Raw genomic sequence first — 24,466 nt, forward strand, 5'->3', positions numbered from 1 at the left:
GTCCTCACCCTCGCGCATGATGCATGAGCTGAATGTATCGCTGAGTTTCTTTGAACGTCATTCGAATGACACTTAACGGATCAGCGGATGAGCGTTAAAGTGCTTTACTATCTGTGCTTTTTACATCAGGTGGTAAAAAGGGCGTCAGTTGAATCGTGTAAAAAGTTGCCAATTAATTGGCATATGGGGATGATTCTCAGTTGCAAAAATTCACAAATAAAAAACCTGTGTTTCATGAGAGTGCCCGCTTTTTCAGGATTAAAAGTTAGCAATCCGCACCGACGCCGTAACCTGAAATGCCTCTTCGCCTGGTAAGTAATAAACCGACAGTTGTGGCGAAGTGGTCAGGACCGGGTTACGGAAAAAGGTGAGGTTCGGGCTAAAGCTGAGCCCAACAGCCGTCTCCGTTGTCGAGTCGGTCAACTGAGCGCGACCATTCAAAGATATTTCGGTATTGCGCCAATACAGCAGAGAACCTAATCCTGCCCCAACCGGCCCCAGATTGATTCGATAATCGACATCGCCCTGGAGCGTCAAACCCTGAGCATCCGGGGTCGTAAACAGAGGACTGTCGAGCAGCAGGGGTGTTTCGTCGTTCAGCCATTGGCTACCCAGTCTTGCGTTCAGAGCGTGTCGGCTGTGCCAGCCGGCCAGTGCCAGGCGGGTGTCCGACAAGGCACTGAGTTCGTTGTCGTTAAGATTAAATCGTGTGTTGATGGTTTCGGCTATGCCCAAAGGCGTTTCGATGGCCTGCATCGCGCGCTGGTGTTGGTAGGCTGCTGACAAGGTAGTGCTCAGGAAGGTGTCATCGTTATCAGGCTGAAAGCGCTGTTCCACGCCTGCCTGCAACAGGAACTGTGACTGACCAAGACGGTTCTGCACTGCCATCGGTAAAGACATGCCGGTGTTCAGGGTTGTCTCATCAATGGTTTTTGCCCAACCCGCATTGATTCGCGGACCTGAATCCAATCGGTATTGGGCCGCTAACGATCCGAACCAGTCATTCGCCTCAAAGTGGTATCCGGCGCTGGCCGACAGCGCCAGTTTACTGAGGGTATCGAGTGAATGGAGGGTGCCGCTGATACTGCTGGTATCACCCAAAATGGCCCAGGAGTACGGGTTCCATAGGTTTTTGGCGATTGAATATTGGCTCACCTCCCAATCGGATTGGCTGGGTTCAGCAAGCGCAGGGGTGGCTGGTATCAGTGCGTCCACCCAAACCTTGCGGGTAGGCATCGGGCTGACTGAGACCCAATGAGACGCCGGCAGCTCATCGCCCGTAAAGGTTTGGCTGCGTTGCTGCATGCCGTCGGACTGATAGTCGGCAAAGTTGAGTTGTTGTTCACTGGCGTTCCACACCGGGTAATAAGCACCAAAGGGGCTTTCAGTCAGCTGATATTGTGTCTGGGTGTTCCGGTGTTGGGCCATCAGCTGATCTCGCCCGGACCGGTCACTGGTGAACACCAACCAATGATCCGTCACCGTGGGAGCTCTGAGACTTTCTTGTTGCGCCAGCACCACAGGCGCCGGTGGCTGATTTGAGCGGGTGTCAAGCCGGTAAATGCCATCTCTGTCTGAGCCACTGAGTACAAAGTACAGCTTGTCACCTTGAGCGAACAGGTCGTACGCCAATGTGTGCGTTGGCAATGCCCATTGGGTCAGTTCAGTGCCGTCGGCAGAGAAATGCACCAGCGAACTTCGCCGCTGCGCATCGAAGCGGTGAGCCTTGAAACCGTCAGGGGTTTGAATGAGGCTGGTCAGTTTGTCATTGTTGGTTAGGCGATGTCGTCGGTCATCGGGCTCGACGCATTCGATGTCGCCATAACTGATAAATGGATGGTTCAGATGAGCACGTTCCAATACCCAGCAAGCGCGCTCATTGAGTACCGAAATAGCCCGGGTTTTGGAACCGGAGCGATAGTGGCGAGCCACCTGAGTCGGTACTTCGATCGATCGCGTGATCTGACCGGCCGTTTCAAAGACTAATCGGGGGCGCTCCGTCAGCCCTAAGGTCAGCATGGCGCTCTGATCGCCTTCAGCCCACACCGGATAGCGACTGTTCCATTCCGACATGGGGGCATCCGTCGTTAGCTCTGTCGTGAGTTGATGACGCCATTGAGTGGTCAGTTCGTTAAGCATGTCATCGTAGAGCGCGTCGAGGTTTTTACCGGTTCGCTCTCGAATAGCCGCGTTAAAGGTCCAGCCGGTCCATTGCCCAATGTCGTCGAGTGCTTCATCAAAGAGGTCGTCGCCATAAGTTCGGCGCAAGTAACCGGTGAAGTAATAGCCAAGGACGTATGGGCCGATGTAAGGGATCCGATCAAACCCGGTACCGAGCATGGCTCGTTCGTAGTCATAAGGCTCTTGGGTCAGCAGATCCGTGCGATACCACAGATCAAACGACGCCACCCGCCCACGTCCACCCTCAGTCAGGGTGGTTTCACTGACGGTCGCATCCCCTTCCAGATACCAGTCCGGCAGCAGCAACAGGAACGCTCCTTGCCCGGCCTCACCAAACAGAAACGAGACCATCCGCACCCATGCGGAATCCCGGCTTTGATTGAACTGCACGATATGGCGTCCTTCATGGACAGCCAGAACATCCAGCCACTCCAGCTGGGCAAAGGGGGCCGGACGGTTGTACCAGATGGAGCGGTAGGGAAAGATACCCACGAAGCCGTTGGCAATATGGGCATCGGTCATCAACACGATGTCCGTTGGTGGCAGGCCGCGCTCAATGGGCAGTTCAGTCAGGTGTAGGTCAAGATAGACGGCCAGACGGCTGGCCGTACGGCGCGCTTCCGCTTCAATGGACTGATCAAAGATCAAATTAAAATGCGGGTGTTGGATAACTTGCCAGTTGCCAGCGCTCAGCGTGCTGCTGACCAATAAAAGAAAGCCGGTCAGCAGTCGGGTTCGGAAGGTCATGAGTGGTCCCTGCGTCAAAATCCATGTGTAAACGGATTATGACGCAAAGTACTCAGAGAAGGGAGGCGCTGAGCTCAGTCGAGTGTTTCGGCCAGCACTGCGGCCGGAGGTATTTTTTCGATGCGTTTCATCCGGGTCCACTTTTCCCGTTGCCAGCGGACGATCATCACCAGTCCACGAATCCATTCGTCCATGGCGACGCCGATCCAGACTCCGGCAACACCAAACGACCAGTGAATACCCAGCAAATAGGCAAAGAGAACACCGACGCCCCACATGCAGGCAATCCCCATTTTTACCGGGAACACCACATCACCGGAGCCTTTCAGTCCCTGGATAACAATCAGGTTCACGGCCCGTCCCGGTTCCAGCAGCATGGAGACCAGAACCAGCGTGCCGATGAGCAGTTGGGTGTCCGGGTCGGTGCTGAAAAAGGCCGCAACCGGTTCACGAAACAGTGCAATCAGAGCGGCCATGGCAAAGGAGACGGTGGTCCCGACCATCCAGTATCGATTGACCTTGCTTTTCAGTTCCTGAATGCGACCTTGGCCGACCAGGTAAGACGACAGAATCTGAGTGCCGTTGCCGATGGACATGGCAAAGACAAACATGAAGCGGGACAGCGTTTGCGCGATGGCAACCGCTGCCAGTGCCGCGGTACCGAGTTGCGCGACAAAAAACATGATCGCCATCTGGGCCATGTTGTAGCTCAGTCCTTCGCCGGCGTTAGGCAGTCCCAGCTTAAGAATGTCTTTCAGTTTGGACTTATCGGAACGCAGGCTGCGTCGGAAAGACAGCCCAATCCGATGACGTTTGATGATCCAGAAGCACAGGCTGGCTGAGAACAGCTGACTGCAGACCGTGGCGACTGCAACCCCGGGGACGCCGGCTTGAGGCAGGCCAAATGGCGGGTAAAGCGCGAAGTAGTTGCCAAGAACATTGACACCTCCGGCGGCCATCTGGATCAGCATTGGTGATCGACTGAACCCGTAAGCTCTGAGTGTGGTCGACAACACCACGCTGATGGACATGCCGATGGACAACGTGCCGACAATCAGTGCGTATTGATTGGCAAAGATTTCCACTTGTGGAGCCAGATCGTACAGGGCAATGAAGTGACGGGCGCCAAAAAAGAACAGGGCTCCGACCGCAATGCCAGCAACCAGTGAGAGGAACAGGCCGGAATGGGCGTAATCCAAAGCCTGTTTATTATTGTCAGCGCCGAGATGCTGGCCGATCAGGATCGCACTGCCCGATGAGACGATCATGTACGCCAGCACCAGGAAGAAAATGAAATGACCGGTCAATCCGACCGCTGCGACGGCATCGTCCGAATAGCGAGCCAGCATGAACACATCGACCGTCATCAGCGACATGCGAATCAGGTGCTCGATGAAGATTGGCCAGACGATGGTGCGAATGTTCATACGCTGATTGAGCGTTGTCATGGCCGAGCCTCCAAAGACAAAAGGGATCGGATTGTAACCGTTTTCATTGGTGCGGCAAGTGGTGTAGATCAAATTCCTGTTGACGGTTAACAGACTGTTCAAAGCCCTTTATGATGGCGCCAAGACAAGGACTGACGGCCACTGGCAATACAGACAGAGCGGATCGCCAGATAACGCGTAATTGATGAAGAGATTTAAGGGATGAAGAAAACACTAGGCGGACTGCTGTTTATCGGCGTGGTATTAATGCTGGCTCAGGTCTTCTGGCCGGTACCGACTCTCAGCCCGTTTGTCGCCGGTCAGGTGGACGTCATCGCTCACCAGGGTGGCAACCTGGAATGGCCGGACAGCACCCGGTTAGCCTATGACGAAGCGGTTGAAGCCGGTGCCGATGTTCTGGAAATGGATGTGCACCTGACACTTGATGGGCACGTCGTGGTGATGCATGACGAATTGGTGGACCGGACCACCAATGGTCACGGCGCGATCCGGAACATGACACTGGCTCACCTGAAAACCCTCGACGCGGCCTATTGGTGGCCGTATCACGATCTGGACGATGTGACCAAAACCGCCGTCCCCGAAGACGCTGTCTTTCCGTTTCGCGGGCAGGGTGAACAGATCATGACACTGGCTGACATGTTTGAGGCCTATCCCAACCATCGCTTCGTGGTGGAGCTCAAAAGCGACCGTCAAACTCTGCGCTCAGCGGTATTAGCGTTGCTTGAACGGTATGATCGCTGGGATTCGGTCTTACTGGCGTCTTTTTATCAGGAAGCCCTGCAGGCCGTTCGACGTGAAGCGCCACAGGCCCAAACCTATGGTGCCGAAGCGGAAATTCGCCTGTTCTACGTGTTGCATCGTCTGTATATGGAGCGTCTGTTCCCTTATGACATCGATGCGTTTGCCATCCCCATGCAAAGCGGTGGATTTGACCTGAGTACGCCGCGATTCGTGCAGGCCGCGCGCAATGCCGGGATCTTGCTGCACTACTGGACGATTAATGACGACGCCAATATGCAGGCGTTAACCGCATTGGGGGTGGATGGGATCATTACCGACCGGCCCGCCCGGTTGATCGACCTGCAACGCCCCTGATGGGCGTCTATGCTCACAGGGTGCTGAAAGCTATTGCCAACGAGCGCAGGGTGGCTATTATTCAGCGCCCCGCTGAGCGCCGAGGCACAGCGAAAGGTTTTCGCTTTCAGTGGGTATGATGATTATTTGCTCAGGACAAGGTTTATGACTCAAACGGTACCCGGAACTCTCTATATTGTTGCTGCGCCCAGTGGGGCCGGGAAAAGCAGCTTGGTGAATGCGTTAATCAAGCGCCTGCCTTTTGTGTATTTGTCTATCTCGCACACAACCCGCCAGGTTCGTCCAGGCGAGACCGATGGTGATCACTATCATTTCACCACCACCGACGAGTTCCTGGACATGGTCGGCCGCGGTGAGTTTCTGGAACATGCGCAGGTGTTCGACAACTACTACGGCACGTCGCAAGTCTATGTTCAGCGGCAGCTGGATGCCGGTCACGACGTGATTCTGGAAATCGACTGGCAGGGTGCACAGCAGGTACGCAAACTGATGCCGGATTGTAAAAGCATCTTCATCTTGCCGCCTTCCAGAGAAGCGCTGTTGGAGCGCCTGGAAAAACGCCAGCAGGACAGTGCGGACGTGATTGAACGCCGTATGCGGGATGCGGTCTCTGAGATGTCGCATTACGCAGAGTTCGACTACCTGATCATCAATGATGACTTTTATAAGGCGCTCGACGAGCTGTGTACGATCTTCACGGCCAACCGGGTGACCATTGATCAGCAGAAACAACGCTATGATTCGCTGATCGAGCAGCTGCTTAACTAGCAGTCTGCTTGGGCCTGCAGCCCGCTAAACCCCTTGCCAAGCCGACTAATTTCCGTACAATTGCCCGGCTTGCAACGCTATGCATACAGGAGAACACCATGGCACGCGTCACAGTTGAAGATTGTTTGGACAAGGTTGATAACCGATTTGAATTGATTATGGTCGCCAGCAAGCGTGCGCGTCAGATTTCAAACGATGGTGCCGATACCCTGGTTGAGGAAGATAACGACAAGCCAACCGTTATCGCGCTGCGTGAAATTGCTGAAGGTAAAATCGACGCGTCGATTCTGGAAAACATCGAAGAATAAATCTCTCGATGACCCATAAAGAAGCCGGGAAGCCCCGGCTTTTTTGTGCCTGTCTTTTTCTTTTTGACCGTCGCCGGAGATAGGCTTGCCGATCCGTCAGGAGAAAAAACCGATATAAATAGTGTTAGCAGACCCTAGGAAAATAGTGTTAACCGACCTTAACTTGAATACACTTAACGAGTAACTCAACCGTCAGCCAAACGGGGCCAACGTACTTTGCCGACTGTACACGACCTAGCCGATCGATTAACCGAGTATCTGTCCGACGAAAAAATCGCACGGATCAAACGGGCCTATTTTTATGCCGAACAGGCGCATGAAGGGCAGATGCGTCGCAGTGGTGAACGGTACATTACCCACCCGTTGGCGGTTGCCAACATCCTTTCTGAAATGCACATGGATCATCAGAGCATCATGGCGGCCATGCTGCACGATGTGCTGGAAGATACCGCCGTGTCCAAAGACGCCATTATTGAACAGTTTGGCGAAGGAGTGGCCGAGCTGGTAGATGGGGTGTCCAAGCTGACTCATCTGGAGTTTGAATCCAAGCTCGAAGAACAAGCCGAAAACTTCCAGAAAATGGTCCTGGCCATGTCCAAAGACATCCGGGTGATTCTGGTTAAGCTGGCGGACCGATTGCACAACATGCGCACCATGGGGGCCATGCCGCCCGAGAAGAAGCGGCGGAAATCGCGTGAAACCCTCGAGATCTACGCGCCCATTGCGTTGCGACTCGGGATTAACGATATGCGGGTTGAGCTGGAAAACCTGGCGTTTGAAAACATGTACCCGTTGCGCGCTTCCCGTATCCAGTCGGCCATTAAAAAACAGATTGGGGCTCGCAAAGAAACCGTTGCTCATATCGAAGGCGCGTTGCAGGCGCGTTTGTTGGACGAAGGCATCAACGCCAACGTCAATGGCCGGCAAAAACATCTGTTTTCGATCTATCAGAAAATGCGTGAAAAACGGAAGTCGCTGAAAGAGATTCTCGACGTTTACGCGTTCCGTATCATCACCGACTCAGTAGATTCCTGTTATCGGATTCTCGGCATTGTGCATAACCTCTACAAGCCGGTGCCCAACCGTTTCAAAGATTACATTGCCGTGCCCAAGATTAATGGCTACCAATCGCTGCACACGACCTTGATTGGTGCCAATGGTGTGCCGATGGAAATCCAGATTCGCACCCGAGAAATGGAAGACATGGCCAACCACGGGATCGCCGCGCATTGGCTGTACAAAACCGATGAAACCCAGAGCAGTCAAACACACGCCCGTGCCCGGCGCTGGGTGAAGAACCTGCTGGAAATGCAGGAGCGGGCCGGTGACTCCATGGAGTTCATCGAAAACGTTAAAATCGATCTGTTCCCGGATGAAATCTACGTCTTTACGCCCAAAGGTCAGATTATGGAACTGCCGAAAGGGGCGACACCGGTCGATTTTGCTTACGCGGTACATACCGATGTCGGTAACGCCTGCGTCGGCTGTTTGGTGAACCGTAAGTTAGCGCCGCTGTCGCAGCCGCTGACCAGCGGGGATTCGATAAAAATCATTACCGCCCCGGGTGCCCGACCGAATCCGGCCTGGCTGAACTTCGTTTTCACGGCCAAAGCCCGATCCAATATCCGCCACTTCCTGGCTCATATGGAAAAACAGGATGCCATGGCGCTGGGTAAAAAACTTCTGAACAACCAGCTAGAAAGCTTTAACTGCACGTTCGATGAGTTACCGGAGTCAGCGATCGAAACAGTGCTCCAGGAATCGCATCTCGATTCGGTCGAGCACATGTTTGAAGAGATCGGTGCCGGCAACAAAGCGGTTTATATCGTCGCCCGCCGATTATTGGAGTTGTCCCGCTCCGAGGAAGTCAATTCTGAACACAGCTCGCTGACCATTCAGGGTACCGAAGGTCTGCTGATCAACTACGCGAAGTGTTGCCGTCCGATACCTGGTGACCCGATTGTCGGCGTCATGTCCAAGGGTAAAGGGATGGTGATTCATGTGGAGCAATGCCGCAACATCGCCGACATCCGTAACGATCCGGATCGCTGTGTTCATCTGCATTGGGACAAAGCGATGGAAGGCGAGTTTCTGGTTGATCTGCGCGTCGATCTGCGCAATGCACGTGGAGTGTTGGCCAGCGTGGCCAACGCCGTTTCGCATGCGGAAGCCAACATAGAAAGCATTCAGATGCACGACATGGACGCAACCACGTCGCGACTGAACCTGACCGTCGCGGTAACTGGTCGTAAACATCTGGCCCGGGTATTGAAACGTCTGCATGCCTTGCCGCCGGTCGCAAAAATCGAACGGGTCTGACCGGTAAACGGGCGCTCCCGGTCCACCTTTACGTTTTACTGTGCTGCACCGACAGTCTCAGCCTTGTTATCTTTGATGAGCGTCAACGCTGTGCCGGGTGTTCAGTGACAGTCTGACGCCCACTTTTTCAGAACTGACGGACATTCCTAACCATGATGGCTCAACTCGACCGCTTTTTTCATTCCCTCTGGTATTGGCTGGCAATTGTATGCACTGGCTTGGCGTTGGAGGGTGTCGCACTTTTTTATCAATACGTTTTGGGCGAGCCGCCATGTGTGCTCTGTATCCAGGCCCGTTTTTGGGTGTTGGTCGGTATGGTACTGGCCTTGGTTGGTCTGTTTTTACGCAAAAACCGCCTGGCCGCGGTGATCCTGCAAGTGGGGATTGTTGGCGCACTGATTATGCTGATCAACCGCTCCTGGATCTCGGTTCTGGTCGAGCGCGGTCAGTACGATGGCCAGTGTGGTATGGATGCCGGTTTCCCTGACTGGTTTGCGCTGGATGTCTGGGTTCCACAGATCTTTGAAGTCTGGACCATGTGTGGCTATACCCCGAGGTTCGTGTTCGGGCTGACCATGGGCGAAGGACTGGTATACGGGTCCGTCATATTGCTTTTGGTCGCGTTGATCGGCCTGTTTTTTCAAGTTCGGCCCTGGTTTAACCGTCGCGGATAACGCTTCAGCCGCGGTTCAGTTGCGCGGTGGCACACTGCGCCCAATCACAGCAAAGGAGTGAAACAATGCAGACGTTTTCTTTATCGATATGGTCGGGACTGGTGTTGACGGCACTGACTCCCTTGAGTCAGGCGCTCGAGGCTGACTGGCTGTATTTGTCCAATAACGGAACCTGGGTGTCGCGCACCGCCTCATTACTGAATGAAAAGACCCAGCTTCAGTTACCGGTTGAACAGTTGCAGGCGCACCAGTTTTGGTGGCAATCGGATGTTGCGGATCTGCGTTTGGTCTGGTCACAGCCAGACCCGCTTGGATTACCGGGCAAGGGCGATCCGGTGGAGATTCAGGGTGAGGCGGGCTTATGGCTGGTAAAAGATGTCAGCGCCAGCCACCTGGTTCTGCAACAGGGACGGAATGTCCGATACTGGCCACAGTCACAGTGGCATTTGCTTAAATGGACATCAACGGCGGAGCTGGGCCTTTCGCTGACGGTTGAGCAATCGCAGAACACCAAAGGGGATCTGTTTTACGCCTGGCAAACGCCGGATCTGAGTGCTGATGTGCATTATCGCCTTCAGGAAATAGATGGTGAGTCCACCTTGGTGCAGGAGCTGGTGGTGACCAACCATTCCGACAACGATTACGAGGCCGCTGGTTACAGTTACGCTCAGACGGCCACACAGGGGCCGATGATGCTGTCGCGATCGGTCAGTATGGAAAGCGATGCCATGGTGAGCGCACCCAAAGCCGGTCAGTCGCAGGGAGTTCCAACCCTGATGTCGGATGAACCGGTCATGCTCTCGGCCAACGCCAATGTCTGGCTGCCGGTGTCATCGACGGAACTCACTGACGTTGAGCGACAGTACCAGCTGAACTGGGACAGTCGGCAACAGGGTTTACAGCGGGCGCAATCTAATTTGGTGATTCGTTCCGATGAGGCGTTGCCTGATCTGTCCGGTCCGGTGAAAGTCGGCGTGTTTGATGGTCAGATCGCGTTATTAGAGAGCCAATATCAGCCGGCTGAGAAAAACGAAGCGCGCATTTCATTAGGCCAGTCGGCTTTGGTGACCATGACCAGTCGTCAAACCCGTGAAGGACATTGGACGTTGGCTTTCAGTAACCGAACAGACGAAGTCGCGGTCGTTGAACTGACGGTCAGTCACTGGAATGGCCAATCGTCGCAACGCATCCCGATGACGGTTCGCATTGACGCTCAAGATGAAAAAGACGTCGAGCTTGAGTTAGGCGGTGGTGGCTTGATTCAGATTGGCAAATAACAGGTTACCAGCAGCTCTCCGGCACAACGGGTAACGCTCCCAACAGTGGCCGGGCAAAATAATACCCCTGCATCAGATCGATACCGAGCTGATGCAGGAGTTCATACTCTTCCCGCCGTTCAACGCCTTCTGCCAGTACCTGTATACGCATGTCCTTGAGCATCGCCACCAGATGTTTGACGACAATCTTTTTGTCCGGGTTCTGATCAATGCCGTCCACCAAAGCCCGGTCCAGCTTGATCAGGTCCGGTTTCAGGTCCAACAGTTGATTCAAACCGGAATAGCCGGCGCCGAAATCATCAATGGCGGTGGTGAAACCCATGGCGCGATAAGCGGTGAAGATTTCACTCAATTTGTGTTGGGAAATGGGTTCTTCATGCTCGACCACTTCAAATATCAGTTTGGAGGTGTCGTATTGATACTGTTTTGCGGCCGACAGGGTTCGCTGGATACAGGTATTCGGGTTATAGATGGCATTGGGCAGGAAGTTAATCGAGAGCCGTGCCGATCGATCCAAACCTGCCATGGTTTTTATGGCTTCAACGCGACAAGCCTGATCGAAGCTGTACTTATTACCTTCGGTGACCTGATTCAGAATACTCCCGGCAGACTCACCTTTTGGGCCACGAACCAGCGCTTCGTAGGCAAAAATGGAATGATCTCGGCAGTTCACTATGGGCTGAAAGGCCATGGCAATGGCCATAGGCAAATCTTGATGACAGGGACAACGGGCAGACATACAAGCTTAAGATTCCGTTAAGGGCATATCCTATAAGCCTAGTCGGGGTTTGGGCAGAAGTCATGATTTGCCGGTGTAAGCTAGGGCGCCGGGTGCCGCATGCACCGAAGCGTCACTGCGGCAGCCAGCCCGCGCGCCCTTATTGGGGTGGTCCCCATCACAGGTTGTCAGCCTTTAAGTTCCTGACTGACTCCTGAAAGGTAGCCGTAAAACCCCAAAATGGAAGGTCGCGTTACACTTTTGCACAACTTTATAGCCGGCCGTCAAAAAGATGTTTCGAAACCCTATGTCTTGTTGTCTGAAACCGGGGTCTCAGCGGTAGCCGTCGCAAGGCGAAGGATTGAACGGGCGTCGAACGCCGAACAGTCGCAAAATACTCAACATCATCTTGCGTAAAAACCATCTAAGGTTAGACCTTCCTCAATTGCGCTGACTATTAAAAACCGTACACTTTCAGCCTCGTGCCGGGCCATAACCGGCCTGCGATCCCAACTCCTGTCGATTTTTGTCGGCAACAGACTTACCTCCGGCCAACCCCGGAACTGCTTGGAACAGACACAACCATGGCATTGCATACAGTAGAGAAAATCGGCGGAACGTCCATGACGAACTATCCGGCCGTCAGGGACAACATTATTCAAACGAGCCGTTCGCAGGCCCAAATGTACAATCGAATTTTTGTTGTCTCGGCCTATGGTGGCATGACCAACCGATTGCTGGAGCACAAGAAAACCCGTGAACCGGGTGTGTATGCCTTGTTTGCCAATAACGATTCAGACTGGCAGTGGAGCGAGGCGTTGACCGACACGGCCAAAGCCATGCGTGCCTTTAACGCGACGCTTTTTGAACAGCCGCATTTGCTGAAGCAGGCCGATCAGTTCATTACCGAGCGCATGGAAGGGGTGCGTTCCTGCCTGCTCGATTTACAACGCGTCTGTTCCTACGGCCACTTTCAGATCAATGAGCATCTGGCCACGGTACGTGAAATGCTGGCGGGTGTTGGTGAAGCGCACAGTGCGTTTAACACCGCGTTGCTGTTGCAATCCGAAGGCATTAATGCCCGCTTTGTAGATTTGTCCGGCTGGCGCGAACCGGATAATCTGCCACTCGATGATAAGATCCGGACGGTATTTTCCCGCTACGATGTCGCCAATGAAATGCCGATTGTTACGGGTTATACCCAATGTGCCGAAGGCCTGATGCAGACCTTTGATCGCGGCTATTCCGAAATCACCTTCTCCAAAATTGCGGAACTGACCGAGGCCCGTGAGGCTGTCATCCATAAGGAATACCACCTGTCGACGGCTGACCCGAGTGTCGTCGGTGAAAAGAATGTGAAGCCGATTGGGCGAACTAACTACGATGTGGCCGATCAGTTGTCACTGATTGGTATGGAAGCGATTCACCCGAAAGCGGCTAAAGGTTTGCGCAAAAAGAACATTCCGTTGCGTGTGAAAAATACCTTCGAACCGGATCACGACGGCACGTTGATTACCACGGAGTACCGATCTTCTACACCGCGTGTTGAAATCATTGCCGGCATCGGACACGTCTATGCCCTGAATGTGTTCGATCAGGACATGGTGGGTGAACCGCATCAGTTCCTGGAGATTCAGCAGTTGGTTCAGGAGTTTAATGTTCCGTTGCTCGCTAAGGAGCACAATGCCAATACGGTAACGTTGTATCTCGATACGGGCTTAAAAGTGGTTGAGCGGATTCAGGCTCGGTTGGAGCGGCACTTCCCGAATGCGGAAATGACCAGTCGAAAAGTGTCGATGGTGTCGGTCATCGGGTCGGATATGAACGTCCCGGGGATTTTAGCCAACCTGTCGACGGCGCTGGCCGAACGGAACATCAATGTTATGGCCATCTACCAAAGCATCCGTCAGGTGGACGTGCGCGTCGTGGTGGAAGAAGATCATTATGAAACCACAATCATGGCTCTGCACCAGGCGTTGATTGAAGGGCACCAGTACGACGTCAGCGTCGCCTGAAAACCAGATTGAAACGAGGTGGCCTCAGACGAGGTCACCACATACCTGATTCCGCCCCGCTTTTTTAGCCGTTGATAAGCGCTGATCGGCTAAAAACATCAGTTGTTCGACCGACTTGTTCGGTTGCCACGAAATGACGCCGGAACTGACCGTGACCGGTCTTTGCATGTTGGTCCATTTTAATTCCGAAACCTGCTGACGCAGTCGATCCAGCGACAGGATTGCTTCCTGCGTTTCCGTTTCCGGCATCAACACCATGAACTCTTCGCCAGCGTAGCGTGCACAGATATCCGTTTCACGCAGACTTCGGACCAGCACTCCGGCCAGTTGCTCAATGACGTTGTCGCCGAACGCATAGCCGAAGGTGTCGTTGATGCGCTTGAAATGATCGACGTCGACCAACGCGATGGTAAACGGGTTGTGGTAACGCTTGGCATGCAGATACATCTGCTCCAAGCGTTCCATGGCATAGCGTCGGTTGTACAGGCCGGTGGCGTAATCGCGGATGCTGGCTTCTTCGAAGGAATCCTGCATTGTGAACAGTTCGTTCATTAACGGGCTGACGTCCACCAACGTCAGAATCGTTTTTCGCCCTTGGCGATGATGATGCCATTGCACCCATTGGGTATCGCGCGCACCGGCCAGGCCTAGGTAGGGTTCAGCCAGTTCTCCCTGTACGAGAGAAGGCAGATGTATCGGGCGATAGTTGCGGTCAATGATCTGCAGATCCTGGCCGACCAGCCAAGCGTCGCACAGCTGTGATTGGCCGGGGACCAGTTCTGGAAACCAGATTTTGGCTTGGGTGTTGGCCTCGGTGATTCGGGCCTGGCCATCCAGAGTCAGTCGGGCGAGGCCCGCTACATCGGTTGTGGACATCATGGCGTCGTCAGGGTGATTGGAGAGCTGAGCCATAGTAGTGCCTTTCATTTCTTTGGTGTCGACGCGACTTTTAGATTCAGTTCACAGTATAGCTGAACCGGAGTCGATCGAAACGGGAATCACGGAGTTGAATCCGGTGAATCGTGAATTCTGACGTCAAACCCTCTATGCTGGATGCCTGCTTCAGCGTGAACGACCGGGGACGACAACCTTTGATCAAGCACCTAACTTTTTGCCTTCTGTGCCTGTGCGTGGCCTTGTCCGCGCAGGCCAATACCCGACTCTATGGTTACGCCAATGGCTTTGCTCAGACCCGTACGGTCAGTGACGGCACCGCGTTGGAAGTGACGGGTTATCTGACCGAACTGGGATTTCGTAACTCAACACCTGTGACGCCAGAGCTCAAAGCCGGCTTTGATCTGAACCTCGGGTTAAACCTGTTGGACAGCTGGAGCCCCTATATGCGGCGCGGTGATTTGTCCTTAGAGGGTCGCTGGGGAACGGTGGCACTGTTTTATGGCGAGACACCGTTATCGGAAACTAATCAATGGCTGACGCTCATGCATCAAGACCCGGATAACCTGCCCCTGGCGCTGGACTTTGCCGGCGCCAGCCCGCTGCGTTTACCGCAGGGAGTCACGGCTGTTGATGGCCTGCGCTATCGAACACCGCTGGTGGGGAGCCGGGTTCAACTGAGTGGCGCGTTGATGCCCGCGGAACAGATAGGTGGGGAAACCGGCTACAGCGTTACGCTGTCGTGGCTCGGTGAACACTTTCGAAGCCTTGCCGGCATTGAGTTGAATGGTGCTTATGGCAATGCACAATTGGGTCGCTGGATTAACGAGTACCGCAGTGAGGCGTTCACGCTCGGACTGTTATTGCAGGCCACCCACAATACGTTGACGGAGGCTCAGGGTCAGTCCGTGATGCTCTACAGTCAGCACCCCTGGTCGCTCGGTGAGCAATCTCAGCGCTTAAAACTTACGCTGTCTGCAAATCACTTTGTGGATCAGGATGATGAACGTCGGCTGGCGTTTTACAGCAGCTTGGTGAATCAGGTGGTGATGTCCGAATCGTTTTCATTGTACGGCTTTGCTGAAGCCAAGTGGGAATCTGAAACCCCCGCGTTTACTCTGTACACAGGCGCGGGGGCGTCGCTGGGCTTTTAAACCGGATTCAGGACGGAAAGATGGCCTGAGACAGGACCTTCCATTGGGCGGGCCAGTCGTCGGTCGGCTTGCGCTTGAACTCACTGCGCACAAACTGATTGATGCGGCCTTCTGCGTAGGTCAATAACAGATTGGCCGCCTGGGTTTGTGTCAGGCTCGGGCGCAGCCCTTCGCGGATTTCAGCTTCGCGAATGGCCTGTTTAATCTGCATTTCCAAACGGTCAAATACCTGTATTACCCGTCCACGTAGCCGCTCTACATCACCGGCGAGAGCATCGCCCATCAGGATACGACACATGCCCGGATTGCGTTCAGAAAACGCCAGCAACAGGGTGATGATCGCTTCGCAGCGAGGCAAGACGGCCTCTTCTTCCTGCATGATCATCTTAACCCGCGAAAACAGTGTCTCTTCGATGAACAGAATCAGCCCTTCGAACATCTTCGCTTTACTGGGGAAGTGTCGATACAACGCTGCTTCCGACACGCCAACCTGCTTCGCCAGCTTGGCGGTGGTAATGGTCTGGCCGGGGTTCGACTCCAGCATCTGTGCCAGTGCCTGCAGAATCTGATCTCGACGTGAGGTGGCCGCCTGAATATCCGCCATGCTCAGACCTCCAGACCGTTGGTGATCAGAGTACCGACACCGCGATCGGAAAAGATTTCCAGTAAGGTGGCGTGAGAGACGCGGCCATCGATGATGTGAGCGCTGGTCACGCCGCTGTGAACGGCATCCAGCGCGCATTGGATTTTGGGCAGCATGCCCCCGTAAATGGTGCCATCGGCGATCAGATCGTCGACCTGCGTTGTCGACAACCCGGTCAGCACCTTACCGTCTTTATCCTGAAGCCCCGCAATGTTGGTCAGCAGAATCAGTTTCTCGGCTTCCAAGACTTCCGCCATTTTCCCCGCCACCAGATCGGCGTTGATGTTGTAGGACGCGCCGTCATGACCGACACCGATGGGCGCAATAACCGGAATGTAATTACCCTGGCTCATGCGTTCGATGAACTCGCGTTCAATGGTTTCGACTTCACCGACATGGCCGATGTCGATGATCTCGGATTTTTGCAGCCCCGGGTTATCCCGAGTCACCTTGAGCTTACGGGCTTTGATGCAGTGCGCGTCTTTACCGGTAATGCCATAGGCTTTACCCCCGGCCTGATTGATCAGCGACACAATTTCTTTGTTCACCAGACCGCCGAGTACCATTTCAACCACATCCATGGTTTCGGACGTGGTGACCCGAAGACCATCGACAAACTCACTTTTAATATTGAGTTTTTCCAGCAGGGAGCCAATCTGAGGTCCGCCGCCATGCACGACGACCGGATTGATGCCGACCGTTTTCAGCAACACGATGTCGCGCGCAAAGTCCGCTTTCAGCTGTTCGTCGACCATGGCGTTGCCGCCATATTTAATAACGACGGTTTTTCCCTGAAAACGTTGCAGATACGGTAGCGCTTCGTGCAGAACCTGCACAAACTCCAGTGCCGTTTTATTATCCAAAGACATAGCGTTCCATTCGGTGAAGGTTGACGTGACCGGGTGCCACCAGCCGCTTGGCTGGTGACGTTTAGCTGGCTGTTGAGTCCTCGGGCCGGGGCCGTTAGTGAAGACTCACTTGCAATCGTTGCGCATTAAAAAGGAATCTGGAGCTGGCTGTCAACGCCCAGCATCTGTTGTTTAAACTGGTCCTGAATGCGGCGCAGTGCATCTGCATTATCGGCTTCGAAACGGCACACCAGCTTAGGTGAGGTGTTCGAGGCGCGTACCAGGCCCCAGCCATCCTGGTAGTCGACGCGGACACCGTCGATATCGGTGATTTGTCCATTCGGGAACTGGGCGTTACGTTGCAGCGCTTCGATGACCCGGAACTTACGCTCATCGGTCGTGCTGATGCTCAGCTCCGGCGTGGACAAATCCTGCGGCAGTTCAGCCAATAGGGTATCGATCGTTTCGTTTTGGTCCGCCAGGATTTCGATCAACCGAGCGGCGGTATAGAGTGCGTCATCAAAGCCAAACCAGCGGTCCTGATAGAAGATATGACCGCTCATTTCCCCGGCTAACGCGGCGCCGGTTTCTCGCATCTTTCGCTTCATGAAGGAGTGGCCGGTTTTCCACATGACCGGCTTGCCACCGAAGCCGAGAATCAGGTTTTTCAGACGGCGAGAGCTTTTCACGTCAAACAGAATCGTCGCACCGGGGTTGTTTTGCAGTACCTGTTTTGACAGCAACATCAGCAGCCGATCGGCAGGGATCACTTTACCGCTGTTGGTCACCAGACCAATACGGTCGCCATCTCCGTCAAACGCCAGACCGATGTCGGCTCGGGTTTCCACAACGGTTCGGGTCAGGTCCTGCATGTTGGCCGGATCGGACGGGTCTGGGTGATGGTTCGGGAAGTTACCATCGATGTCACAGAATAACGGTAAGACATGACAACCGACGCCTTTCACCAGTTGAGGGGCCAGGTTACCAGCCACGCCGTTACCGCAATCGATGACGACCTTCAGCGGTCGCTTGGCTTTCACATCCTGACCGATGCGTTGCAGATAGGCGGCGGAAACATCCTGATTGGTCAGATTGCCAGACCCGGACAGGAAGTTCTGGTTCTCAATGCGGTGGTACAAACCTTTGATTTCATCGTCCATCAGCGTGTTACCGCCGAGAACGATTTTAAAACCGTTGTAGTTGGCCGGGTTGTGACTGCCGGTCACCATGACGCAGGAACCGACTTTCAGGTGCTGACAGGCGAAATAACAAACGGGTGTTGGCACCATGCCAATGTCGATAACGTCCCGTCCGCTGGCCTGTAGTCCTCGAATAAGGGCTTGAGTCAGGTCGGGACTGGACAGGCGACCATCACGGCCGACGATAATGGTCTGCTCGCCTCGGTCATAGGCTTCAGAGCCTATGGCCAGCCCGATCTGCTGTGCGGTGTCTGCGGTCAGAGCCTGACCGACGATGCCACGAATATCGTAGGCCCGGAAAATGTCGGGCTGCACCGCCGATTGCGGCTGTGCCGGAGCCGAAGATTGATTCATGCCGAGCAGGTCGCTGTCACTGTCCATCATGGAAACGTCAAAATCGGTGACGTCGTCCTGAGCGGTTGGCGCTCGCGCCGGCGTGTCGAGAATGGCACCACCTGTCGAGGCTGATGGCCCCCGGCCAGACTGTTGTTTGCCCATACGCATGCGGTTGATGGTTTTCGCCAGTGTGCTGAAGATGGCGAACTCGAAATCGGAGTGTGCGGTTTTCTGACCGGACAGCAGGTTCTGCACTTCTCTGGCAAAGGCATTGGCATCGTGACGAAGGGTTTGCTGTACCCGTTGGCCAGCCAGGAAAATCGGTAGGATGCAGGCAATGGCCAGTGCGCCAAATACGGTCCACAGCAAATTGGTGCTCAGCACACTGGCGTAGGCCAGTTCGTCCGAGGGCTGGAAGGTTAAGGTCCAGTTAGGATTGCTGACGCCTAATCGAATGACTTCGTTGGTGTTTTTCGCGCCATAGGTGAGCAGTGTTTGACGGGGAGCGCCTTCAAACTGCTGCTCGATCACCAGGTTGCCTTTGGTGCCATCGATGCCGCCCAGTTGTTCGGACAGATAATCCAGGGACTGTGCAATGGCTACGGTGCCAATCAGGCGGCCAGAATTGTTGCGTACGGCTCTGACCGATTGCAGATAAGCCTCGCCATCGTGTTGATGCGCTTCCATGGACAGGTTCTGGCCCTGCTCAGCTTTGCGGATCATGTCCAGACCCGCGTGCGACAGCGGCGGGGTATCGTCTGGTATCAAGCGGGACTGGCGGACCGGAAACACGTGTACAGAGAGACCATAAGGGATCTGACTGGCAATAAAGGATTCGGCTTCCAAGAGCAGCTCGGCATCACCCTGACTGACCTGATCGATGACGTACTGGCTGGACGCGATCTGGTTCATCAGCGAGTCATGCTGTTCAAGGACGTTATTAATGTAGGCGTCGTATTGATTAGCGATGTTGTCGATCAATGCCTGCTGGTGGCGATCATTCACCGGCGCAATGAGAATGTTAATGACGACATAGGCCGCGGCGCCCATTGCGATCAAAACGAACAGAATCGGCAACAGCAAAAAACTCAGAACGCTGCGGTTACCTTTACTGGATTTTTTTGGTGCGGCACCTTTCTTTTTCGGGGTGGTCTTTTTTTTGGCCACAAACTAGCCCTCTTTGTCTGAAGTCGTCGGCGTTTAGTCTACTCTAGCATGGTGTCCAGCCCGGTTGGGTAGGAAAATAAAGCGCTTTCAGGCTACTTTAACGGAACGGAGGCCGAGCGTTAATAGCCCGGCAGTAAAAGAACACTAGTTATGGCCGGTACTGCCAAAGCCGCCCGCCCCGCGTTGGGTATCTGCAAACTCATCCACAACCGTAAAACTCGCCTGCACAACCGGCAGCAAGACCAGTTGAGCGATGCGATCACCCGGCTCAATGGTGAAAGCCTGTTGACCCCGGTTCCAGCAAGACACCATCAGCTCGCCCTGATAGTCCGAATCAATCAGGCCGACCAGGTTTCCGAGCACAATGCCGTGCTTATGGCCCAAACCTGAACGCGGCAAAATGGTAGCCGCCAGTGCCGGGTCTTCGATGTAAATGGCCAGCCCGGTACCGATCAGGTGCGTCTCACCGGGTTGAATGGTCAGTGGCTCATCCAGAAGTGCGCGCAGATCCATGCCGGCAGCGCCATCGGTGCCGTAGGCTGGCAGAGGGATGTCCTGTCCGACGCGAGGGTCCAGAATTTTCAGTTGCAGTTTGTGGGTCATGCAGAGGTATCCAAAGTCATCAGTTGTTCAAGAATAAAGGTGGCGACGGCGGATTTGGTGTCGGGCCCAAAGGGCTGGCTCTGGTCCCGGGTCACCCACAGCACTTCGTTCTGATCGCTGCCGAAGCCAATATCGGTCCGGGAGACATCGTTGGCGACTACCGCATCCACCTGTTTTTTATCAAGCTTGCGTTGTGCGTACGCTTCCAGATCCTGCGTTTCAGCCGCAAAGGCGATTACCCGTGACGGGCGCATCGAATGCCGGGCAATGGTAGCGACAATGTCGGGGTTTTCGGTCAGTTCGATCCGGCTCAGATCGGCTTCGCCCTTTTTCAGTTTTTGGGCCGCAGATTCGCTCGGTCGGTAATCGGCGACGGCGGCGGTGGCAATAAAAGCATCGCAGCGCGTTAACGACTGTTCAGCGGCTTGCAGCATTTGCTGAGCCGATGTGACGTCGATGCGCGTGACGCCAGCGGGAGTCGGCAGGGTGACCGGGCCGCTGATTAACGTAACGGACGCCCCCATGCGTGCGGCCTGTTCCGCCAGAGCAAACCCCATTTTGCCGCTGCTGTGATTGCTCAGATAGCGCACCGGGTCAATGGCCTCACGCGTCGGCCCTGCGGTGATCACCAGATGCTTGCCCTTGAGTTGGGGCGTCTGGAACTGCGACGCGGTCAGTTGAACCAGCTCGCTTGGTTCGAGCATGCGGCCGTAACCCAGATCGCCGCACGCTTGCTCACCCGAGGCTGGACCAAAGATGCGCAGTGTCGGTAGTACCGACTGCAAACGCGAAAGGTTGGCCTGTGTCAGTGGGTTCAACCACATTTTTTCGTTCATGGCCGGGGCCAGTGCAATGGGGGTCTGAGTTGCCAGACAGAGCGTGCTGAGCAAATCGTTGGCCATGCCAGCGTTTAACCGGGCGATAAAGTCCGCGGTAGCTGGTGCGATTAGCATCAGGTCGGCCCATCGGGCCAGTTCGATGTGCCCCATCCCCATTTCCGCACTTTCATCGAGCAGAGACCGGCTGACCGGTTGGCCAGACAGTGCTTGCAGCGTCAGCGGGGTGATGAACTCACAGGCGGCCGGTGTCATCACCACACGGACTTCTGCGCCGGCTTTAATCAGCTGCCTGACCAGGTCAGCGGATTTATAGGCGGCAATACCCCCGGTAATGCCGACCAGAATGCGTTTATCTCTCAGGGCTAAGGGTTCCATAGTGTGCGGTTCCAGTCAGAAAGTAGCCTTAGAGCACAGGTTGACCTACGCAGTTCCCGTGATTACGGGATATTTGTTACAGTGCGAGGGTCTGACTGCGCCCAGGACGGGCAGGATACCACAGCCAGACGTCTTATCGGATCACTCAAAGGACTGCATATGTCAATAAAGGAATGGCCGCAGGCACAACGCCCGCGGGAAAAACTGCTGCACAGCGGTGCAGCGTCGCTGTCGGACGCCGAGTTACTGGCGATCTTCCTGCGCACCGGAATCCCCGGTCTTGATGCCGTGGGGCTTGCGCAATCCATTTTGAATCGCTTTGGCAACCTGACCTCACTGTTTGCGGCGGACCAAGCCCGGTTCTGTGAAGGCCCGGGTTTAGGACCGGCCAAGTATGTTCAGCTCCAGGCGGTGTTGGAAATGGCTCGCCGCTACCTGAAGGCCGATCTGACACAGCGGGCATCGCTGACGTCGCCGGGCGATACCCGACAGTTTTTGCTGGCTCAGATGAGTCATTTACAAAATGAGCAATTCTGTTGCATCTGGCTGAGTGCCCAGCATCAGGTCTTGGCATTTGAGACTCTGTTTCAGGGAACCATCGATACGGCAGCGGTATACCCACGGGAAGTGGTTAAGGCGGCGCTGCGGCACAATGCGGCCGCGGTGATTCTGGCCCATAACCACCCGAGCGGCATTGCCGAACCCAGTCAGGCGGATCAGATGATCACCAAGCGATTGGCGTCAGCATTGATGACGGTGGATGTGCGTTTGCTGGATCATATGGTGGTCGGGCAGGGCATTGTCGTCAGTTTTGCTGAGCGCGGTTTGCTCTAGTGGACCATGTGGAAGTTAAATCACACAGCTCGACGCCACAGAGGCCATAACGTCGCTGGGAAATCTTGACATAGCCCCACTATGCCTGCGATTTTCCGCCTTGTTCTGACCTCACTGGCTGTGACCATGAGTAACCGAACTTCCCGCATGGGTCACTAGGGTGGGTAACCGTCCAAAAAATCGCCATGTTTTCTTGAGTTAATCGGGATCTTCTGGTATAAATCGCGCCTCTTTGAATCAGGGCCCCAGGTCCCAACGATTTTAGTTTGAGTTTAATCGCCGGCTGACTTCGGTCGAAACGTGGTTAAAACGCTGTTTTGGTCTCACGCGACGCCCGTATTTTCGGACACAGTGCGGAGACATTCAGTCCATCGGAATGATGTTACTGCACTGCAAACGGCACGCGCTGAAATCTAAAACTCCTGTGGTCGAATTATTTATTGTTGAATTCGGTGTCACCGACAACTGGAGGCGTCCAAAAATGTCTAGAGTTTGCCAAGTTACAGGTAAGCGTCCTGTAACCGGGAACAATGTTTCCCACTCACAAATTAAAACTAAGCGTCGGTTCTTGCCGAACCTGCACTCACACCGTTTCTGGGTTGAGAGTGAAAAGCGCTTCGTTAAACTGCGTGTTTCTACTAAAGGTATGCGCATCATCGACAAAAAGGGTATCGAGTCTGTACTGTCAGACATCCGTGCCCGTGGTGAAAAAGTTTAAGGAGCCACAACATGCCACGCGATAAGATCCGACTCGTCAGCTCTGCCGGTACTGGTTACTTCTACACGACAGACAAGAACAAGCGTACAACTCCAGATAAGCTGGAATTCAAAAAGTACGACCCTAAAGCACGTAAGCACGTGATCTTTAAGGAAGCGAAAATCAAGTAATTGGTTTTCGACATGGCAGTTTAACTGCTTCCAGAAACCCGGCCCTGAGCCGGGTTTTTTGTGTGCCAAAATAATAAGTACTTCTCAATTGTGATTAAACAGATGGGATATTTGACGGGTTCTTGTGCTCCAACACCGCTTTTTCCACGTAAACTTATCGCTTGAGCGCAGGTCACCGGGCGCTTTCGCGGTGAATTTTTCTTTTAATAGACAACTGTCCTTTCCATAATGGAAACGATTATTTCACTTCGCTGATGCAGACAGTCGACTGTGCTGGCGTACACTGTTGAAAAATTGAACAAATTGGGTGGTGCTGAACGGATGCTCATATCAGTCTTTAGAACGGTTCTCTTTTATCTTGTCAGTGTCCCATTCACCATGACCTGGGCGCTGATCTTCGGGTTTATTGCCTTTCTGATTCCCTATCCGGCCCGTTATCACGTTGTGATTGGTGGCTGGGCGCAGGTCATGCATTTCCTGACCGTGTACGTACTGGGTATCCGTGTGCGGGTGCATGGACGTGAAAACATCCCCGAAGAGCCCTGCGTGATTATTTCCAATCACCAGTCGGCTTGGGAAACCTATTACATGCAGCATCTGTTCAAGCCGCAAACACAGGTCGCCAAAGCCAGTTTGTTGAAAATCCCGCTGTTTGGCTGGACCTTTGGACTGATGAAGCCAATTGCCATTGATCGCAGTAATCGTCGACAGGCCATGAGCCAGATTGTGGATCAGGGTAAAGCCCGCATGGCGGATGGCTGCTCCGTGCTGATCTTTCCGGAAGGCACGCGCACCCGACCGGGTGAACCCTTGCCGTTTCGTAAGGGGGGAGCCGTACTGGCTAAAGCGGCGGGTGCACCCATGGTGCCGGTGTCGCATAACTCTGGCGAGTACTGGCCGAGCAAGTCGTACATCAAACGCGCAGGGGTGATTGATATATATATTCACAAACCGATCCCGACCGACCAGGGCGATCCTGAAGCGCTGATGCGTGAAGCGCAGGCGGTTGTTTATGCTCAAATGGAACGGATGCAGAAGAAGCCACGCACCGCCGCGGATGATCTGGAAACCGGCGTGACGGCCTGATCATTGGTGAGGCCTCTTTAAACAAAAAACCCGGCCATGGCCGGGTT

Annotated in this window: 21 protein-coding genes; 12 read left to right on the plus strand and 9 right to left on the minus strand. The window is 54.3% G+C overall.

Going from position 1 to position 24,466, the window contains the following annotated elements:
• Positions 1-258: 258 nt before the first annotated feature.
• Both MED297_RS00575 and MED297_RS00580 read right to left on the minus strand, forming a co-directional pair.
• Positions 259-2,928 carry a TolB family protein gene (locus MED297_RS00575; RefSeq protein WP_008041382.1) on the minus strand — a complete coding sequence of 890 codons (2,670 nt, stop codon included), beginning with the start codon at positions 2,926-2,928 and terminating at the stop codon, positions 259-261.
• A 74-nt stretch (positions 2,929-3,002) separates the two neighbouring features.
• Positions 3,003-4,376, minus strand: coding sequence for an MATE family efflux transporter (locus MED297_RS00580; protein ID WP_154650798.1), 1,374 nt, complete (start codon positions 4,374-4,376; stop codon positions 3,003-3,005).
• A gap of 201 nt (positions 4,377-4,577) precedes the next feature.
• Here MED297_RS00580 and MED297_RS00585 point away from each other — a divergent pair, with 201 nt between their 5' ends.
• The 6 genes from MED297_RS00585 to MED297_RS00610 all read left to right on the plus strand — a co-directional run bounded on the left by MED297_RS00585 (position 4,578) and on the right by MED297_RS00610 (position 10,820).
• Positions 4,578-5,474 (plus strand): glycerophosphodiester phosphodiesterase family protein, encoded by an 897-nt coding sequence (locus tag MED297_RS00585; protein ID WP_008041387.1) that lies wholly within the window; start codon positions 4,578-4,580, stop codon positions 5,472-5,474.
• Between the two features lie 144 nt (positions 5,475-5,618).
• Positions 5,619-6,242, plus strand: a complete 624-nt coding sequence (gmk, locus tag MED297_RS00590) for a guanylate kinase (protein ID WP_008041388.1) — start codon at positions 5,619-5,621, stop codon at positions 6,240-6,242.
• 98 nt (positions 6,243-6,340) lie between these two features.
• Positions 6,341-6,550, plus strand: a complete 210-nt coding sequence (gene rpoZ, locus MED297_RS00595; protein ID WP_008041389.1) for a DNA-directed RNA polymerase subunit omega — start codon at positions 6,341-6,343, stop codon at positions 6,548-6,550.
• Between the two features lie 216 nt (positions 6,551-6,766).
• Positions 6,767-8,869, plus strand: coding sequence for a RelA/SpoT family protein (locus MED297_RS00600; protein ID WP_008041390.1), 2,103 nt, complete (start codon positions 6,767-6,769; stop codon positions 8,867-8,869).
• Positions 8,870-9,021: 152 nt separating this feature from the next.
• A complete protein-coding gene (locus MED297_RS00605; protein ID WP_008041392.1) occupies positions 9,022-9,543 on the plus strand; it encodes a disulfide bond formation protein B in 522 nt (173 codons plus the stop codon).
• Between the two features lie 65 nt (positions 9,544-9,608).
• Entirely contained in the window at positions 9,609-10,820 is a 1,212-nt protein-coding gene (locus tag MED297_RS00610) for a hypothetical protein (RefSeq protein ID WP_008041394.1), read from the plus strand.
• A 4-nt stretch (positions 10,821-10,824) separates the two neighbouring features.
• On the opposite strand, the gene MED297_RS00615 is transcribed toward MED297_RS00610, so the two are convergent.
• Positions 10,825-11,523, minus strand: a complete 699-nt coding sequence (locus MED297_RS00615; protein WP_008041399.1) for an EAL domain-containing protein — start codon at positions 11,521-11,523, stop codon at positions 10,825-10,827.
• A 599-nt stretch (positions 11,524-12,122) separates the two neighbouring features.
• Here MED297_RS00615 and MED297_RS00620 point away from each other — a divergent pair.
• Entirely contained in the window at positions 12,123-13,553 is a 1,431-nt protein-coding gene (locus MED297_RS00620; RefSeq protein ID WP_008041400.1) for an aspartate kinase, read from the plus strand.
• A 24-nt stretch (positions 13,554-13,577) separates the two neighbouring features.
• Here the strand turns inward: MED297_RS00620 and MED297_RS20930 are convergent, their stop codons facing one another.
• Positions 13,578-14,465 (minus strand): GGDEF domain-containing protein, encoded by an 888-nt coding sequence (locus tag MED297_RS20930; protein WP_008041401.1) that lies wholly within the window; start codon positions 14,463-14,465, stop codon positions 13,578-13,580.
• A 110-nt stretch (positions 14,466-14,575) separates the two neighbouring features.
• On the opposite strand from MED297_RS20930, the gene MED297_RS00630 reads away from it, so the two are divergent.
• On the plus strand, positions 14,576-15,601 hold the full coding sequence (locus MED297_RS00630; RefSeq protein WP_154650799.1) for a hypothetical protein: 1,026 nt from the start codon (positions 14,576-14,578) through the stop codon (positions 15,599-15,601).
• A 7-nt stretch (positions 15,602-15,608) separates the two neighbouring features.
• On the opposite strand, the gene slmA is transcribed toward MED297_RS00630, so the two are convergent.
• The 5 genes from slmA to coaBC all read right to left on the minus strand — a co-directional run bounded on the left by slmA (position 15,609) and on the right by coaBC (position 21,611).
• Positions 15,609-16,205, minus strand: a complete 597-nt coding sequence (slmA, locus tag MED297_RS00635) for a nucleoid occlusion factor SlmA (protein WP_008041407.1) — start codon at positions 16,203-16,205, stop codon at positions 15,609-15,611.
• Positions 16,206-16,207: 2 nt separating this feature from the next.
• Entirely contained in the window at positions 16,208-17,113 is a 906-nt protein-coding gene (gene argB, locus MED297_RS00640) for an acetylglutamate kinase (RefSeq protein ID WP_008041409.1), read from the minus strand.
• A 125-nt stretch (positions 17,114-17,238) separates the two neighbouring features.
• Positions 17,239-19,794: a phosphomannomutase/phosphoglucomutase gene (locus tag MED297_RS22590; protein ID WP_008041410.1), complete on the minus strand. Its 2,556-nt coding sequence runs from the start codon at positions 19,792-19,794 to the stop codon at positions 17,239-17,241.
• 144 nt (positions 19,795-19,938) lie between these two features.
• The gene (dut, locus tag MED297_RS00650; protein ID WP_008041412.1) at positions 19,939-20,397 is read right to left on the minus strand and encodes a dUTP diphosphatase; all 459 of its coding nucleotides are present in this window, start codon (positions 20,395-20,397) and stop codon (positions 19,939-19,941) included.
• Positions 20,394-21,611, minus strand: a complete 1,218-nt coding sequence (gene coaBC / locus MED297_RS00655; RefSeq protein ID WP_008041414.1) for a bifunctional phosphopantothenoylcysteine decarboxylase/phosphopantothenate--cysteine ligase CoaBC — start codon at positions 21,609-21,611, stop codon at positions 20,394-20,396. The genes dut and coaBC overlap by 4 nt, the downstream gene beginning before the upstream one ends.
• 159 nt (positions 21,612-21,770) lie before the next feature.
• On the opposite strand from coaBC, the gene radC reads away from it, so the two are divergent.
• The 4 genes from radC (at position 21,771) to MED297_RS00670 (ending at position 24,419) form a co-directional block, all read left to right on the plus strand.
• Complete coding sequence (radC, locus tag MED297_RS00660) at positions 21,771-22,445, plus strand: RadC family protein (RefSeq protein ID WP_008041416.1); 675 nt, start codon at positions 21,771-21,773, stop codon at positions 22,443-22,445.
• 481 nt (positions 22,446-22,926) lie between these two features.
• The gene (gene rpmB / locus MED297_RS21715) at positions 22,927-23,163 is read left to right on the plus strand and encodes a 50S ribosomal protein L28 (RefSeq protein WP_008041418.1); all 237 of its coding nucleotides are present in this window, start codon (positions 22,927-22,929) and stop codon (positions 23,161-23,163) included.
• Between the two features lie 11 nt (positions 23,164-23,174).
• Positions 23,175-23,333: a 50S ribosomal protein L33 gene (gene rpmG, locus MED297_RS00665; RefSeq protein ID WP_008041420.1), complete on the plus strand. Its 159-nt coding sequence runs from the start codon at positions 23,175-23,177 to the stop codon at positions 23,331-23,333.
• Positions 23,334-23,711: 378 nt separating this feature from the next.
• Positions 23,712-24,419, plus strand: coding sequence for a lysophospholipid acyltransferase family protein (locus MED297_RS00670; protein WP_040556486.1), 708 nt, complete (start codon positions 23,712-23,714; stop codon positions 24,417-24,419).
• Positions 24,420-24,466 lie beyond the last annotated feature (47 nt).

Origin of the sequence: Reinekea blandensis MED297, assembly GCF_000153185.1 — a bacterium.
Taxonomy (GTDB): domain Bacteria; phylum Pseudomonadota; class Gammaproteobacteria; order Pseudomonadales; family Natronospirillaceae; genus Reinekea; species Reinekea blandensis.